This window comes from Nocardia sp. NPDC050718, from assembly GCF_040654235.1.
In the GTDB taxonomy this organism is placed as follows: Bacteria; Actinomycetota; Actinomycetes; order Mycobacteriales; family Mycobacteriaceae; genus Nocardia.
Genome location: NZ_JBFAHQ010000004.1, coordinates 520,890 through 535,343, shown reverse-complemented (window position 1 = coordinate 535,343; position 14,454 = coordinate 520,890). Strand labels below are relative to the sequence as shown.

Sequence of the window (14,454 nt, the reverse complement as noted above, 5' to 3'; positions counted from 1 at the left end):
GGTGGCGGACCGTGGCAGGTGTCGTTAGGGTCGGAGACCTCATGGGTATCGGTTTCCTGTTCTTGTGATCGCGCCGAACGCGTCGAGCTGAGCTCCGCGTTCCGCCACCGCACGCACTCTCCCGCAGCGTGTGCGTTCCCTCTCGATCCAGCCCCGCCACGGGGACTTTCGTGCGGCCGGATGCGGCCGAGAACAGGAGCTGCCATGACCAGCACCGCCCAACTCACCTTCCACGACGTCACCGTGCGCTACGACGCCACCGCCGTCCTCGCCGCCGTCGGCCTGTCGATCGCGCCCGGCGACACCGTCGGCGTGATCGGCGAGAACGGATCGGGGAAATCGACCCTGCTCCGGCTGCTCGCCGGAGTCCAGCAGCCCGACAACGGCAGCGTCACCGTGGTCGCGCCGGGCGGAATCGGGTACCTCCCGCAGGCACTCGACCTGCCGGAGACCGCCACCGTCGCCGACGCGATCGACCACGCCCTGGCCGAACTGCGCGCCATCGAAACGCGGTTGCGCGACACCGAGCGGGAACTGGCACACGGCGATCCGGCTGTGCTCGACGCGTACGCGGCTCTGTCGGCCCGGTTCGAGGCACGCGACGGCTACCAGGCCGACACCCGGGTCGACATCGCGCTGGCCGCGCTCGGCCTGCCCGGGCTCGACCGTGCGCGCACGCTCGCGACCCTGTCCGGTGGGGAGAAGGCACGACTCACGCTGGCGGCGACCCTGGCCTCGGCGCCGGAACTGCTGGTGCTCGACGAACCGACCAACGATCTCGACGATGCCGCGGTCGCCTGGCTCGAACAGCAGCTACGCGCCCACCGGGGCACCGTGGTCGCGGTGACCCACGACCGCGTGTTCCTCGAGCGGATCACCGGCACCATCGTCGAGGTCGACGCCGGAACGGTCACCCGGTTCGGCGACGGCTACGGCGGGTACCTGGCGGCCAAGGCGGCCCAACGTCGCAGGGCCGCCCAGGAATACGAGCAATGGCAGGCCGAGATGGCGCGCAGCAGGCGGCTGGCCGAATCGAATGTGATCCGGCTCGACGCCATCCCGCGGAAGCTGCCGCTGGCGGTGTTCGCGGCAGGACCCTTCCGCGCGCGAGGCCGTGGACACGGGACGATGTCGCGCATCCGCAACGCCAAGGAGCGCGTCGCCCGCCTGCACGCCGATCCGGTCACGGCGCCGCTCGACCCGCTGCGGTTCGACGCGACCGTGGCGACGGAGGCGCCGACACCGACCGGGCCGGTCGCCGAACTCACCGGCCTCCGGATCGGTGACCGGCTACGGGTGCCCGCCCTGCGCATCGAACCGGGTGCCCGGCTGCTCGTCACCGGGCCGAACGGTGCGGGCAAGACGACGCTGCTACGCGTGCTCGCCGGAGATCTGCGCCCCGACACCGGGTCGGCGCGCATCGCGGGCCGAGTCGGCTGGTTGCGTCAGGACGCGCCGCGTTACCCGGCGTCGGCGACCGTCCTCGGCGCGTTCGCCACGGGCAGGCCCGGGCATCCCGACGAGCACGTGGACACGCTGCTCGGGCTCGGCCTGTTCCGTCCCGCCGAACTCGGGCTGCGGGTCGGCGAACTGTCCTACGGACAGCGCAGGCGGATCGAGATCGCCCGCCTCGTCACCGAACCCGCCGATCTGCTGCTGCTCGACGAACCGACCAACCACCTCGCACCCGCCCTGGTCGAGGAACTCGAGCAGGCCCTCGACGACTACCGGGGCGCGCTGGTGATCGTCACCCACGATCGGCAGCTGCGTCGCCGGTTCACCGGGCAGCGGATGGCGGTGTGTCACGGTGCGGTGGTCGACGCCGCCTAGAACCGGATTTGCCGTTCCAGCAAGGAATCTGGTCACCCCGGCGCGGCGGTGGTGATACTCGGGCGCTGCTCCGAGGAGGTCTTCCCATGCTGGACAATCCCACCCGCGCCCACACCACGGCCGGCGCCGTCCGTCCCTGGACGGTGCTGGCCGTGTGCTCGCTGAGCCTGTTCGTCGTCGGGCTCGACGCCACCATCGTCACCGTCGCGCTGCCGTCGATCGGGGCCGGGGTGGACGTGGGCACCCAGGGACTGGAGTGGATCGTCGACGCCTACACCTTGGCCCTGGCGAGTTTCCTGATCACCGCGGGCGCGCTCGCGGACCGGTTCGGCAGGCGGCGCGTGTTCCGGCTCGGGCTCGCCGTCTTCGGGCTCGCCTCGGCGGCGTGCGCGGTCGCGCCGACGGTCGAGGTGCTGATTCTCGCGCGGGTCGCGCAGGGGATCGGCGGGTCGATGCTGAGCCCGGTGGCGTTGGCGATCGTGGTCGCCGCGATCGCCGATCCGCGGCAGCGGGCGAAGGCGATCGGGGTGTGGGCGGCGGTGTTCGGGCTGAGCATGGCGGTCGGGCCGCCCCTCGGTGGCGCGCTGGTCGACTGGTTCGGGTGGCGGTCGGTGTTCTGGATCGCGGTGCCGGTCGTGGTCGTCGCGCTCACGCTGACGTGGCTGGTCGTGCCGGAGTCGCGGGGGCGGCCACGCCGGATCGATGTCGTGGGCCAGGCGCTGCTGGTCGTCGTGGTGGGCGGGGTGATCGCGGTGCTCATCGAAGGACAACGGATCGGGTGGACCTCGCCGCTCGCGCTCGCGGCCTACCTCGGAATCGTTGTCGCGGTGGTCGGATTCGTGCGGGTCGAGGCCCGGGTGGCGGCGCCGCTGATGGATCTGCGGCTGTTCCGGCGGCCGCCGTTCACCGCCGCGGTGGCCGGCGCGGTCGTCGTCTTCGTCGCGCTGACCACGACGCTGCTGCTGAGTACCTGGCAGCTGCAACACGATCGGGGCCTGAGCGCGGTCGCGGCCGGTGCGTTCACACTGCCGCTGGCCGTGGCCGCCACCCTGTGCGCGCCGCTGTCGGGCGTGCTGGTCGGCCGGGTCGGCGCCAGGACACCGCTGCTGTTCGCCGGTGGGTTTCTCACCGCCGGTGGGGTGGTGCTCGTGGCCGCCGGGGACGAGGCGAGCAGCGCGATGCTGTTGATCGCGTTCGCGCTGATCGGGATCGGATTCGGATTCGCCAACGCGCCGATCACCAACACCGCGGTGAGCGGGCTGCCCGCCGACCGGGCCGGTGTCGCGGGCGGGATCGCCTCCACCGCCCGCCAGGTGGGCGCGGCGGTGGGGATCGCGGCGGCCGGCGGGCTGATCGCGGGCGCCCACTCCGCCCGGATCGGGTGGTCGGTGGTGGCGGTCTGCGGGCTGCTTCTGCTGGCGACGGCCCGGCTCGCACCGACGAAAGCATCCTGACCTGCGGAAGCGGCAGGTGCGAAAAAGATTTCGCGCGCAGCGATGAGTTCGCCGACCCGGCCCCGTCTCAATGAGTGCTACCTGTAGCCGAGATCCGGGAGAGTCGCATGACCGCCAGTTCCGCCGTCACCACCGGCACCCTTGTGGTGCCCGATGCCCGCCTGTACTACGAGGTCCGCGGGGCGGGGCCACTGCTCGTGCTCGTCGGCGCGCCGATGAACGCCGCCTCGTTCGCGGCCGCGGCCGAGCAGCTCGCCGCCACCAACACCGTCCTCACCACCGATCCGCGTGGCCATTTCGCCAGCCCCCTCGACGATCCGCACCAGGATTCGACGGTGCTCGCCCGTGCCGACGACCTCGCCCGCCTGATCGCCCACATCGACGCCGGTCCCGCCGTCGTCTTCGGCTCCAGCGGCGGCGCCGTCAGCGCGCTGGCTCTCGCCCAGACCAATCCCGATCGGGTCACCACCGTCGTCGCCCACGAACCGCCACTGCGGGAACTGCTGCCCGACGCGTCCGCGCAGCGCGCTGTCACCGAGGAGATCATCGCCACCTACGACCTCGGTGACGTGGTCGGCGCGTGGAAGAAATTCTTCGCCCAGGCCGCCCTGCCGATCCCGGACGAGGTGGTGGAGCACATGTTCGGTGGCGACCGCGATCCGCGACAGGTCGCCAGTGAACGCCACTGGTTCGACCACGAACTGCGCGCCACCACCGGCTGGGTGCCCGACCCGCCGTTGCTGCGTGCCGTGCCCACCCGGGTGATCGTCGGGATCGGCGCCGATTCGGCGGGCCAGTTCTGTGACCGGACCTCGCGCGCCCTCGCCGCGGAACTGCGCTGCGAGCCGGTGCTGTTCCCCGGCGATCACACCGGATTCGTCGGTGATCCTGCGGCATTCGCGCTCCGGCTCCAGGAAGTCGTCGACGAGCCGTGACGCGACACCCCATTTCGGCAGTCGATGCAACTATGCATCAGGTGCGGCGGGGATGGCGTCGCGGCAGCGCACACTCAGACGCTCCAGGGCCGCGAGGAGTTCGGGCGGGCCGGTGACGGTGAAGTCGGTGTCGAGGGCGGTGATCATCCAGGCCAGCGAGGCGGGGGAGTCGGCGCCCAGACGCAGCAGGCAGGTCGCGTCGTCGACCGCTTCGAGCACACCGGTCCCCGGCCACAGCCGCTCGGCCACGTCGGCCGCGGAGCAGTGCAGGGTGACGACGGTGCGCCACGGCCACGAGGCCACCGACAGCCTGCGCGACAGATACGTGGCCGCGTCACCGTCGGGCGGCGGGCGCGGCGTGAAGCGCGGCCCGGTCGGGACGCGCGGCACCAGCCGGTCGACCCGGAACGACCGCCAATCCGCGCGATCGACATCCCAGCCCACCAGATACCAGTGCCTGCTGACATTGACCAGCGAGTCGGGTTCGGTGTCCCGCCGCGACACCCGGCCCGCGTGATCGGTGTAGTCGAACCGGAGCCGTTCGTGCCGACGGCACGCCTCCGCGATCGCCAGCAGCGTCGCCGGACTGACCCGCGGCGCCTCGGCCGCGACCCGCACCATCGACTGCTGCAGGGTGGTCAGCCGGTGGCGCAGCCGGGAGGGCAGCACCTGTTCCAGCTTGGCGAGCGCGCGCAGCGACGCGTCCTCGATGCCGGTGACGGTGCCGCCCGAGGTGGTCCGCAGACCGACCGCCACGGCCACCGCCTCCTCGTCGTCGAGCAGCAGGGGCGGCATCGACGCCCCTGCGCCCAGCCGATATCCCGCCGCCCCCTGCAATGCCTGCACCGGATAGCCGAGACCGCGCAGCCGCTCGATGTCACGGCGGACCGTGCGCGCGGTGACATCCAGTTCCGTGGCCAATTCGGCACCGGACCACGCCCGATGGGTCTGCAACAGCGACAGCAGACGGAGCAGGCGGGCGGAGGTCTCGGACATGCCTCCAGAATGCTCTCGACTTAGGACCGATGTCGACCTAAGTGGTTCGTAGCGTGGTCCGCATGAACGACATCCACCCTTTCCGGATCGACATTCCGCAGTCCGACCTCGACGATCTGCACGACCGCCTCGCCCGCACCCGCTGGGCCGACGACCTGCCCGACGTCGGCTGGACCTACGGCCTGCCCACCGCCTACCTGCGCGGTCTGGCCGACCACTGGCGCACCGGTTTCGACTGGCGCGCCGCCGAAGCCGCGCGCAACGCCCGACCGCAGTTCGTCACCGACATCGACGGACAGCGACTGCACTTCACCCACGTGCGCTCGCCCGAACCCGGCGCGTTGCCACTGGTCCTCGTGCACGGATGGCCGTTCACCGATTTCGGCGCGACCATCGGCCCCCTGACGAACCCCGCTGCCCACGGTGGCGACCCGCGCGACGCGTTCGACGTGGTGATCCCCACCCTGCCCGGCTTCGGCTTCTCCGGTCCCACCCAGCTGCCCGGCCAGGCCGCGACCGAACAGTCCGCCGCCGTGATCGCGCAGCTCATGCGCCGCCTCGGCTACGCACGCTACGGCGCGCAGGGCAGCGACGCCGGCTCGTTCATCGCCCCGCAGCTGGGCCGGATCGACACCGAGCGGGTCGCCGGCGTGCACCTCAACGCCGCCATCACCATTCCCGCCTGGGACGACGACGGCGCCGGCTACTCGACCCAGGACCAGGAGAAGCTGGCCGCGCTGCAGGACTGGAACAGCAACGAGACCTCCTCCTACGCGGCAGTGCACAGCACCCGCCCGCAGACCCTGGCGCACGCCGTCACCGACTCGCCCGCCGGTTTGCTCGGCTGGGTCGTCGACGTGGTCAACACCTACAAGGACCCGGCCGCCGCGCTCCCCGAGGACTCCCTCGATCGCGACGCCCTGCTCGCCGAGATCGCCGTGCTCTGGTTCACCCGCACCGCGGGCTCCTCGATGCGGCTGTACAAGGAATCCCAGCAGTGGGGCGCCGACCTGCCCAGCTCGGGGGTGCCGACCGGCATCGCGGTATTCCCCGGCGACACCACCATTCGCGGTATCGCCGAGAAACAGAACAACCTCGTGCGCTGGACCGAATTCGACCGCGGCGGACACTTCGCGGCGATGGAGACACCGGATCTGCTCGTCGACGACATCCGGGAGTTCTTCCAGACACTGCGCTGACGAACCCGTGTTCGAGGACCACGCGCCGGCCGGTCCTGGCATGCTCGGATCATGACCGATACCGAGGGCACGACACTGTTCCACGCCTCCATGCCGTTCACCGAGCGACTCGGCGTCGAGGTCCTCGAACACGGGCCTGAGGTGGTGCGCAGCAGGCTGGCCTGGGACGAGTCCCTGTGCACGCTCGGCGGCGCGCTGCACGGCGGCGTCCTGATGTCACTGGCCGATGCCACCGGCGCGGTCTGCGCGTTCCTCAACCTGCCCGAGGGCAAGCAGGGCACCACGACCGTGGAATCGAAGACGAACTTCGTGCGCGCGGTGCGCTCCGGCTATGCCGTGGCCACCGCGCGGCCCCTGCACGCGGGCCGCAGCTTCATCGTCGTGGAGACCGAGATCCACGACGACGCGGGCAAACTCGTCGGCAAGACCACCCAGACGCAGGCCGTGCTGTAGTTCGCGGCTACGCGTCGACGAAGACGGCGCCGACCTCGGTCATCCGCCCTGCGGCGTAGCCGGGGTCGATCAACGACTCCGGGGTATGGGTCCCCGGGGCCACCGGGTCGCCGCGCAGGCCGATCAGCCGCTCGACACCGAGGGCGATGCCGAGGGCGGTGAGCGGTCGCTGGCCCGCGGGATGGACCAGGTAGCGGTGCCTGCGCAGCGGCGATCCCGTCGCGTCGGCGCCGTCCAGTTCGATGCGGATCTCGATCGAGGCCGCGTCGCCCCGGCGCCGGCCCGGCGATTCACCGACCGCGAGATCCACCCGGACCTCCGGTGCTCCGGTCGCCAGCGCCAGGCTCGGCACATCGAGGACAGGAACGCTCTGTCCGGCCAGCAGGGAGCCGTCCGCGGCGGGTACGTCCACCTGCGCGTCCTCGGCGGCCAGCCAGGTGAAGACCCCGTCGCGGCGCACCAGGCCCGCCGCGGTCACCGCCGACCACCGTTCCAGGTCGGCGATCCCCGCGGGCCCACCGGTATCCGTCTCGTCCAGGATCGCGGCGAGCCGGACGCTGTCGATCCGGTCGAACTCGCGCGCGGCCGCCAGGGCGGCGAGCGTGGCGAGTCCGGCGAGCAGGTGACTCGCGACCAGAATCGGTGCGGCGCTTGCCCGTCGGGCGCCGGTGACGACTTCGGGCCCGATGTCGAGCAGGCCGCTCGAGATGCTCAGGTAGGGCAGCCCGTGGTCCTGGGCGTAGCCGAGGCCGTTGAGCCGGTCGTCCCACAGGGTGGCGACCACCGCCGCGAAGGTGGCGTCGGTCGGCAGGCCCAGATCATGGCGGCGCAGGTCGATCGTGAGCGCCGTGGCGGTGCCGAGGTCGTCGGCGACCCGCTGGGCGCGGTCGAGATCGCGGCCGGCGATCGTCAGCGGCAGGGTCGGATGCCAGCGCCGCAGCAGGGCGGCCGTGTCCGACCCCGCCTGTCCGGAACCGCCCAGGATCAGGACGGATGGTGCAGTCGACATGGTGTTTTCCTCTCGCCACACAAGCTACATTTTGTAATCTACTCTTTGTAGCTAAACTGTTCCCATGACGCAAGGCAGGACGGCCCGCATGCCCAAGGCGGCCCGGCGTGAGCAGTTGCTCGACACCGCGCTGGCGATGGTGCGCGACCACGGCACCGACGGGCTCACCCTCGTCACGCTCGCCGAGGCCGCGGGCGTGAGCAGGCCGATCGTCTACGACCACTTCGGCACCCGCCCCGACCTGCTGCTCGCCCTGTACCGGCGGCTCGACGAACGGCACCGACTCGCCGCCGAACAGGCCGTCCTCGCGGCCCCGGCCGACGCGAAGGAGATCGCCCGTGTGATGAGTGCCGCCTATTTCGCGTGTGCCACCGACATGCCCGAGTTCGACGCGATCTCGGCGGCACTGAAAGGCAATCCGGAGGTGCTGGCGATCCAGCACGCCATGCTCGACAGCTACCGCGACTGGATGGCCACCACGCTGCTGCCGTATTCGGATCTCACCGACACCGCGCTGCGGCTGCGCTGCGTCGCCGTCCTGGGTGCCGCGGAAACCCTGGGCGCCGAACTCAATCGGGGCACCACCACCGCCGGCGAGGCGATCGACGCACTCGCCGACCTCCTCGTCGGCAGCATCGGCGCCGACCGTCACCGCACCGCTCCTCGGTAGGATGCGGCGCGTGCCAGAGACTGCCGACATCGCCCGGCTTTTCGACAAGCGACCGCGCCAGTGGGGTTCGCCCGCGGATCCGATCGCGTGGAATGCGGTGCGGGACAGGGTCTGCGCGGCCGCGCCGCCCGCGACCGCGACGGAGTTCGCCGTGCTGCTGCGCGACGAGTTCGCCCTCGTGGCAGGCGTCGAGCTCGACGATCCCGATGCCATTCCCGAGCTGTCCTTCGTCGTCGAAGGCGCCTCGGCAGCGGTTCACCTGCCGACCTGGCGCACCATCCTGCTCCCGCTCCTGACCACCCGCGCCCGCCAGCTCTACGGCGAGATACCCACCGAACGCCCCTGATCGACCAGCTGCTCGTCGAGCATGCTCAGGAAGAATGTCCGGATGTCCTCGGCCAGCAGCTCGGGCACTTCCATCGCCGCGAAGTGGCCGCCGCGATCGAACTCCGACCAGTGCCGGATGTCGTAGAGCCGCTCGGCCAGTGGTCGCACCGACTGGGTGATGTCGCGGGGGAACACCGCGACGCCGAGCGGGACCGGGCACGGCGTGACTCCGCGGGTGGTCTCGCGGTGCAGTCGTGCCGAGGACGCCGCGGTGGCGGTGAGCCAGTACAGCGAGATATCGGTGAGCATGCGGTCGTCGTCGATGGGGGAGCGCGGGTCGGTCCACTGTGCGAAGCGTTCGGCGATCCACGCGAGCTGGCCGACGGGAGAGTCGGTGAGCGCGTAGCCGATGGTCTGTGGCGTGGCGGCCTGCAGTGCCTGGTAGGGCGGACGATTCGCCATCAGGTACTTGATCTTGTCGAGGCGGGCCTCGTCGGTGGCGGACAGTGCGACGTCGGCGTCCGGATCGGGCCGTGTCGGCAGGTAGTTCACGTGGACACCGACCACCCGATCGGGCGCCACCGCGCCCAGCGCCTGGGAGACGCCCGAACCGAAGTCGCCGCCCTGCGCGCCATAGCGCTCGTAACCGAGCCGGTGCATGAGCTCGGCCCAGGCGCGCGCGATCCGGGTGACATCCCAGCCGCGCTCGTGGGTAGGGCCCGAGAAGCCGTAGCCCGGAATCGACGGGATCACCAGATGGAAATCGCGAGACAGTGGCTCGATGACGTCGAGGAACTCGAGGAACGACCCGGGCCAGCCGTGCGTGAGGACCAGGGCGAGCGCATCCGGCTTCGGTGACCGGACGTGGACGAAGTGGATGTTCTGGCCCTCGATCTCGGTGGTGAAGTGTGCAAGCTCGTTGAGCTTCGCCTCGTGCGCACGCCAGTCGTAGCTCGTGCGCCAGTACTCGGCCAGTTCCTTCAGCCGGGCGAGCGGGAACCCGTAGTCCGTTCCGGCGTCGATGATCTCGTTGGGCCAGCGGGTGCGGGCGAGGCGGTCGTGCAGGTCGTCGAGGTCGGCCTGCGGGATGTCGATGTGGAACGGCGCGATCATGGTCTCAACTCCAGCGGATTCATTCGGTCGATAAATGTTTGTCATACAAACGTTTGCGTGGCCAACGATAGCACAATCATTTGCCGCACCAACGATTCGCTACACTTCTCCCATGGAGAACCCCGCGGAGCGGACCCGAACCGGCTGGGAGCGCCTGCCCAGCTGGCTGCTCACCCAGACCGCCCACCACGCGCATCGCCTGGTGTCCGACGGGTTCGCGGCCGTCGGCGCCCGCGGCTACCACTACCGGCTGCTGGCCACACTGGCGGAGTTCGGCCCGGCCAGTCAGGCCGAACTGGGCAGGCGCAGCGGCATCCACGTCAGCGACATGGTCGCGACGATCAACGAACTGGCCGACAACGATCTGGTCGAGCGCGCTCCCGATCCCGACGACCGGCGCCGCAACGTCATCACCCTGACCGCCGCGGGCACACGCAGGCTGCGGCGGCTGGAGAAGCAACTCGCCGACTGCCAGGACGAACTGCTCGCCCCGCTGTCGGCCGAGGAGCGCACGCAGCTGACCACGCTGCTCACCCAGCTCCTGGATCACCACACCCGGCAATCGGAACACTGAGCGCGTCGGTGTCGGCTGTGCACCCCGACAGCTGATCTTCCGGTGACGCGGGATCTGTGTGACGATTGATCCGGTGGCGATATCCGCCCCGATTCTTCCGAGCATCCACATGGTCGGGTGATCGAAATGCGGTACGGGAACCAGCTCGCGGTCTACGCGTTCGCGCTACTGCTCGTCGGCACGGCGTGCGGGACGCCGAACACCCCGCCCGATGCGGGCGCGCCATCGACGGTGGCCGCTCCACCGGCGGAATTCCTCGACGGGCCCTGTGCGACGACACCACATCCGGTGCCGATCCTGGGCGGGGCGCGCTGCGGGGAGCTGGTGGTGCCCGTGAATCGCACCGAACCGGACGGCGCGACCCTGCGCCTGGCGGTCGCCGTGATTCCGTCGCAGATTCAGCCGCCGACCTCGGATCCGCTGGTGTTCCTGATGGGCGGTCCCGGGCAGGACGCGATCGCGGATCCCCCGATCAACCCCGACTACCCGCTGAACCGCTCGCGCGACCTGATCCTGATGGGGCAGCGGGGCAACCTGACGTCGAGCACGCCGATGGCCTGCCCGGAGATCGACCGGTTCTATGCCCGCCGGGTCGGATTGCCGTACAACGCGCCGTCCACCGGTGCGGAGTATGTGACCGCGGTACGGGAATGCCACGACCGCCTCGCCCCCACCACCGACCTGTCGGCATTCAACTCGACCGAGAGCACCTACGACCTGATCGACCTCCGAAAGGCTCTCGGCATCGCGAAGTGGAATGTGTTCTCCCATTCCTACGGCACCGACCTCGCCCTCATCTACCTGCGCCACGACGCCGACGCTATCGCCTCGATCGCCTTCGACGGGGTCACCCCGCCCTCGGTCGCCGCCCTGGGCTGGACCTGGGCCAGCGCCGAGGAAGCGTTCGACAACATGATCGAGGCGTGTGCGTCGCAACCGGCCTGCGCGCAGCGCTACCCCGACCTGGAAGCGACATTCCTCCGGCTCGTTGGCGATCTCGAGGCGAATCCGCTCACCACGACGGTCGACGTTCCAGGCGTCGGCCCCACGACGGTGGTCGTCGACGGTGGCATGCTGCTGAACTGGTTCGTTCCCGTGGCCACCCACCTGCCCGCCGACTTCCCGGCGGCGATCGATGAACTCGCGCACGGGAATCCGGACCTCGTCGCGAGCCAGTGGGCCGCAGCATGGACCAATCCGGACAAGGTCGGCTTTCTGGCGTGGGGTCTGACGCTGAGCATCTGGTGCCGCGAATGGGTCCCGTTCGAGACCGTCGAGGATCAACTGGCCGCGGCGAGAGCAGCCTTCCCCAAGTTCCCCGACTCCGTGCTGGCCCAGGCGCCGCAACTGCCCTTCCTGCGCGAAGGATGCGCGGCATGGAACGTGCCGAAGGCTCCCGACTCGATTCGCGACACCACCACCAGTGACGTTCCCACACTGGTGCTGTCGGGCAGCTATGACGGGCAGACCGGCGCGGTGTGGGGGGATTACATCGCGAAGAACCTGTCGCGGTCCACCGTCGTGGTCGTCGCCGGAGCCGCCCACGGCGTGTACGCCGAGCCGTGCGGCGCCGAGATCATCGCCTCGTTCTTCGACAACCCGGGCAATCCGGACGCGAGCTGTGCGGACACCACTCGTCCACCCGCATACGACATCCGCCCACCAGGGCCGTGACCACCATGTCCCCGGTGGTATCGCGGCGATCGGTGCTGGGCGGCGCGGTCGCCGGGCTGGCGATCCTCGGCCTGCAGGCCTGCTCGTCGAACCAGCCGACGAACACGCTCGCGACGAGCACCCCGGCCGGAAGGAAAGTCGCGTTCGCCGAGCTCGACGCCAAGATCGAGACGGCCATGCGGGCGTATCGGATTCCGGGCGTCGCGGTCGGCGTACTGACCGACGGCGAGGAATACATCAAGGGATACGGGATCACCAATGTGGACCGGCCGGTGCCCGTCGACGGCGACACACTGTTCCGGATCGGCTCCACGACGAAGACGTTCACCGGAACGGCGATGATGCGGCTGGTCGACGAGGGCAGAGTCGAACTCGACACACCGGTGCGCCGCTACCTGCCGGACTTCGCGGTCGCCGACCCGGACGCCGGCGCCACCGTCACGGTGCGACAACTGCTCGACCACACCTCCGGATGGCTCGGCGACTTCGTCCAGGACTTCGGGCGCGGCGACGATGCCGTCGCCCGGTACGTCGCGGCAATGACCCGGCTCCCGCAACTGACCCCACCGGGTGCCGTCTTCGCCTACAACAACGCGGGACTGGTGGTGGCCGGGCGGATCATCGAAGTGGTCACCGGAGCGACATACGAGACCGCCGTGCAGAACCTGCTGCTGGACCCGCTCGCCCTCACCAACACCCGGTTCTTCTCCGACCAGATCATCGGACTCAACGTCGCGGCCTCGCACGATGTCGTCGGCGAGAAGGCCGTCGTCGACACCGGCTTCTGGCACTTCCCGCGCAGCTGCAACCCGACCGGCTCGCTGATCTCCACCGCCCGTGATCAGCTGCGGTACGCGAGATTCCACCTCGGCGACGGCACCGGGCTGATGAGCGAGCAGGCGCTGATCGCCATGCGCTCGGACCCGGGGGCGGGCGGCACGCTGCAGGTCGAGCTCACCGGAATGGGCGTGGCCTGGATGCTGCGGCCGTCCGCGGAGAACGAGACGATCGTTCAGCACGGCGGGACCTGGGCGGGGCAGCGATCGGGGTTCTTCCTGGTGCCGACGCGCGATTTCGCGATGACCGTGCTCACGAATTCCGAAGGGGGCGGGCACCTGCTGTCCGAACTCTTCGCCGACGACTGGTCGCTGCGGACCTTCGCCGGGCTCAGCAACCTCCCCGCGGCACCGCAGCGCCTCGGTGCCGCTGAGCTCGCGCCGTACGAAGGCCGCTACGTCGCCGACCTGATCACCGAGACGGGCGCGTGGGACCACGCGGTCATCGACTTCCGCGGCGGTGACGGGCGACTGATCGGCACGACGGTCGACAGCCCGGACGCGAGCACCACACCCGGCCAGCCACCGGCATCGGGCCTCGCCTTCTACAAGCCCGACTACGGCCTCGACCTCGACGCCGACCTCGAACCGGTGGGCACCCGATCGGATTTCGTGCGCGGAACGGACGGCGGCGTCGCGTGGTTCCGCAGCCATGGGCGGCTGTACCGGCGGCAATGAGTCGCGGCGAGCGATCCGCTACGGGTGGCAGGTAAGGCCGGTCATCGCGGCATCTAGCTCGGGAAGACTGGCCGCGGAGTGGAACTCGCCGTCGGCGAGCTCGGCGATCGCCCGCAGCGAATCGGGGTCGGTCGGCACCGGGACCCGCGCGGCGCCCGCCGAGCCGGGAATGTCGACGACACCGCCCGCGGTGCCGAGGGAAATCGTGGACACCGTGACGCCGGCGGCCTTCGCCGCGCGGGCGGCGGTGTAGGCACCGCGTGGCGCGTCCAGATCGGCGGGCAGGGTCTGTTTGCCGTCCGACAGCAGGACGATCCGTTGTGGTCCTGTCGCGGGAGCGAGCTTCTTCGCGGTATCGATCGCGCTCAGGGCGCTGAAGATGCCCTCGCCGGTCGCTGTCCGCTCAGCCAGTGCCGCGTTGTCGAGCGCGTTGGTGAACGCGCCACGGTCGGTCGTCGGCAGTACCTGCACCGAGGCAGTGCCTGCAAAAGTGACCAACCCCAGGGTCGTTCGAGCGGGCTGCCGGTACGCGAAATCGGTCGCCGCGCGCCGTGCGACGGTCCATCGACTCGGCGCGACATCGGTGGCTTCCATGGACAGCGAGACATCCAGGACGAATAGCACCATCGTGGGACAGGCCGCGGCGCCATCGGCCTGCGGTATCGGTGTCCCGGACACGGACTGTCCGCAGGCCGCGACGAGGACA

At 70.3% G+C, this 14,454-nt stretch carries 14 protein-coding genes; 10 read left to right on the top strand and 4 right to left on the bottom strand.

Annotated features, from left to right (window positions below):
- Positions 1-204 precede the first annotated feature (204 nt).
- From AB0H54_RS21460 to AB0H54_RS21450, 3 genes are all read left to right on the top strand, one after another.
- Positions 205-1,830, top strand: a complete 1,626-nt coding sequence (locus AB0H54_RS21460) for a TlrC/CarA/OleB/SrmB family ABC-F type ribosomal protection protein (RefSeq protein ID WP_357347143.1) — start codon at positions 205-207, stop codon at positions 1,828-1,830.
- An 86-nt stretch (positions 1,831-1,916) separates the two neighbouring features.
- Positions 1,917-3,284 carry an MFS transporter gene (locus tag AB0H54_RS21455; protein ID WP_357347141.1) on the top strand — a complete coding sequence of 456 codons (1,368 nt, stop codon included), beginning with the start codon at positions 1,917-1,919 and terminating at the stop codon, positions 3,282-3,284.
- A 107-nt stretch (positions 3,285-3,391) separates the two neighbouring features.
- Entirely contained in the window at positions 3,392-4,219 is an 828-nt protein-coding gene (locus AB0H54_RS21450; RefSeq protein WP_357347139.1) for an alpha/beta hydrolase, read from the top strand.
- A 30-nt stretch (positions 4,220-4,249) separates the two neighbouring features.
- Here AB0H54_RS21450 and AB0H54_RS21445 read toward each other — a convergent pair whose 3' ends face one another.
- On the bottom strand, positions 4,250-5,215 hold the full coding sequence (locus AB0H54_RS21445; protein ID WP_357347137.1) for a WYL domain-containing protein: 966 nt from the start codon (positions 5,213-5,215) through the stop codon (positions 4,250-4,252).
- A gap of 62 nt (positions 5,216-5,277) precedes the next feature.
- Between AB0H54_RS21445 and AB0H54_RS21440 the strand changes: the two genes are divergently transcribed.
- On the top strand, positions 5,278-6,414 hold the full coding sequence (locus AB0H54_RS21440; protein WP_357347135.1) for an epoxide hydrolase family protein: 1,137 nt from the start codon (positions 5,278-5,280) through the stop codon (positions 6,412-6,414).
- Positions 6,415-6,465: 51 nt separating this feature from the next.
- Positions 6,466-6,867 (top strand): PaaI family thioesterase, encoded by a 402-nt coding sequence (locus tag AB0H54_RS21435; protein ID WP_355272023.1) that lies wholly within the window; start codon positions 6,466-6,468, stop codon positions 6,865-6,867.
- 7 nt (positions 6,868-6,874) lie between these two features.
- Here the strand turns inward: AB0H54_RS21435 and AB0H54_RS21430 are convergent, their stop codons facing one another.
- Positions 6,875-7,876, bottom strand: a complete 1,002-nt coding sequence (locus AB0H54_RS21430) for a saccharopine dehydrogenase (RefSeq protein WP_357347133.1) — start codon at positions 7,874-7,876, stop codon at positions 6,875-6,877.
- Positions 7,877-7,940: 64 nt separating this feature from the next.
- Between AB0H54_RS21430 and AB0H54_RS21425 the strand changes: the two genes are divergently transcribed.
- Together AB0H54_RS21425 and AB0H54_RS21420 are read left to right on the top strand one after the other, a co-directional pair.
- Positions 7,941-8,546, top strand: a complete 606-nt coding sequence (locus AB0H54_RS21425) for a TetR/AcrR family transcriptional regulator (protein ID WP_357347131.1) — start codon at positions 7,941-7,943, stop codon at positions 8,544-8,546.
- A gap of 10 nt (positions 8,547-8,556) precedes the next feature.
- On the top strand, positions 8,557-8,892 hold the full coding sequence (locus AB0H54_RS21420) for a hypothetical protein (protein WP_357347129.1): 336 nt from the start codon (positions 8,557-8,559) through the stop codon (positions 8,890-8,892).
- Here AB0H54_RS21420 and AB0H54_RS21415 read toward each other — a convergent pair.
- Positions 8,862-9,986, bottom strand: coding sequence for an epoxide hydrolase family protein (locus AB0H54_RS21415; protein WP_357347127.1), 1,125 nt, complete (start codon positions 9,984-9,986; stop codon positions 8,862-8,864). The two genes, AB0H54_RS21420 and AB0H54_RS21415, sit on opposite strands and share 31 nt — an antisense overlap.
- Before the next feature lie 112 nt (positions 9,987-10,098).
- On the opposite strand from AB0H54_RS21415, the gene AB0H54_RS21410 reads away from it, so the two are divergent.
- From AB0H54_RS21410 to AB0H54_RS21400, 3 genes are all read left to right on the top strand, one after another.
- Entirely contained in the window at positions 10,099-10,560 is a 462-nt protein-coding gene (locus AB0H54_RS21410) for a MarR family transcriptional regulator (RefSeq protein ID WP_357347125.1), read from the top strand.
- Between the two features lie 126 nt (positions 10,561-10,686).
- Positions 10,687-12,234, top strand: coding sequence for an alpha/beta fold hydrolase (locus AB0H54_RS21405; RefSeq protein ID WP_357347123.1), 1,548 nt, complete (start codon positions 10,687-10,689; stop codon positions 12,232-12,234).
- A 5-nt stretch (positions 12,235-12,239) separates the two neighbouring features.
- Complete coding sequence (locus AB0H54_RS21400; protein ID WP_357347121.1) at positions 12,240-13,748, top strand: serine hydrolase domain-containing protein; 1,509 nt, start codon at positions 12,240-12,242, stop codon at positions 13,746-13,748.
- Positions 13,749-13,766: 18 nt separating this feature from the next.
- Here the strand turns inward: AB0H54_RS21400 and AB0H54_RS21395 are convergent, their stop codons facing one another.
- The gene (locus AB0H54_RS21395) at positions 13,767-14,375 is read right to left on the bottom strand and encodes a VWA domain-containing protein (protein WP_357347119.1); all 609 of its coding nucleotides are present in this window, start codon (positions 14,373-14,375) and stop codon (positions 13,767-13,769) included.
- Between the last annotated feature and the right edge of the window lie 79 nt (positions 14,376-14,454).

Coding starts and splice junctions, on each gene's coding strand:
- AB0H54_RS21460 (WP_357347143.1), top strand. CDS start 205: ATGACCAGCACCGCCCAACTCACCTTCCACGACGTCACCGTGCGCTAC.
- AB0H54_RS21455 (WP_357347141.1), top strand. CDS start 1,917: ATGCTGGACAATCCCACCCGCGCCCACACCACGGCCGGCGCCGTCCGT.
- AB0H54_RS21450 (WP_357347139.1), top strand. CDS start 3,392: ATGACCGCCAGTTCCGCCGTCACCACCGGCACCCTTGTGGTGCCCGAT.
- AB0H54_RS21445 (WP_357347137.1), bottom strand. CDS start 5,215: ATGTCCGAGACCTCCGCCCGCCTGCTCCGTCTGCTGTCGCTGTTGCAG.
- AB0H54_RS21440 (WP_357347135.1), top strand. CDS start 5,278: ATGAACGACATCCACCCTTTCCGGATCGACATTCCGCAGTCCGACCTC.
- AB0H54_RS21435 (WP_355272023.1), top strand. CDS start 6,466: ATGACCGATACCGAGGGCACGACACTGTTCCACGCCTCCATGCCGTTC.
- AB0H54_RS21430 (WP_357347133.1), bottom strand. CDS start 7,876: ATGTCGACTGCACCATCCGTCCTGATCCTGGGCGGTTCCGGACAGGCG.
- AB0H54_RS21425 (WP_357347131.1), top strand. CDS start 7,941: ATGACGCAAGGCAGGACGGCCCGCATGCCCAAGGCGGCCCGGCGTGAG.
- AB0H54_RS21415 (WP_357347127.1), bottom strand. CDS start 9,986: ATGATCGCGCCGTTCCACATCGACATCCCGCAGGCCGACCTCGACGAC.
- AB0H54_RS21410 (WP_357347125.1), top strand. CDS start 10,099: ATGGAGAACCCCGCGGAGCGGACCCGAACCGGCTGGGAGCGCCTGCCC.
- AB0H54_RS21405 (WP_357347123.1), top strand. CDS start 10,687: ATGCGGTACGGGAACCAGCTCGCGGTCTACGCGTTCGCGCTACTGCTC.
- AB0H54_RS21400 (WP_357347121.1), top strand. CDS start 12,240: ATGTCCCCGGTGGTATCGCGGCGATCGGTGCTGGGCGGCGCGGTCGCC.
- AB0H54_RS21395 (WP_357347119.1), bottom strand. CDS start 14,375: ATGGTGCTATTCGTCCTGGATGTCTCGCTGTCCATGGAAGCCACCGAT.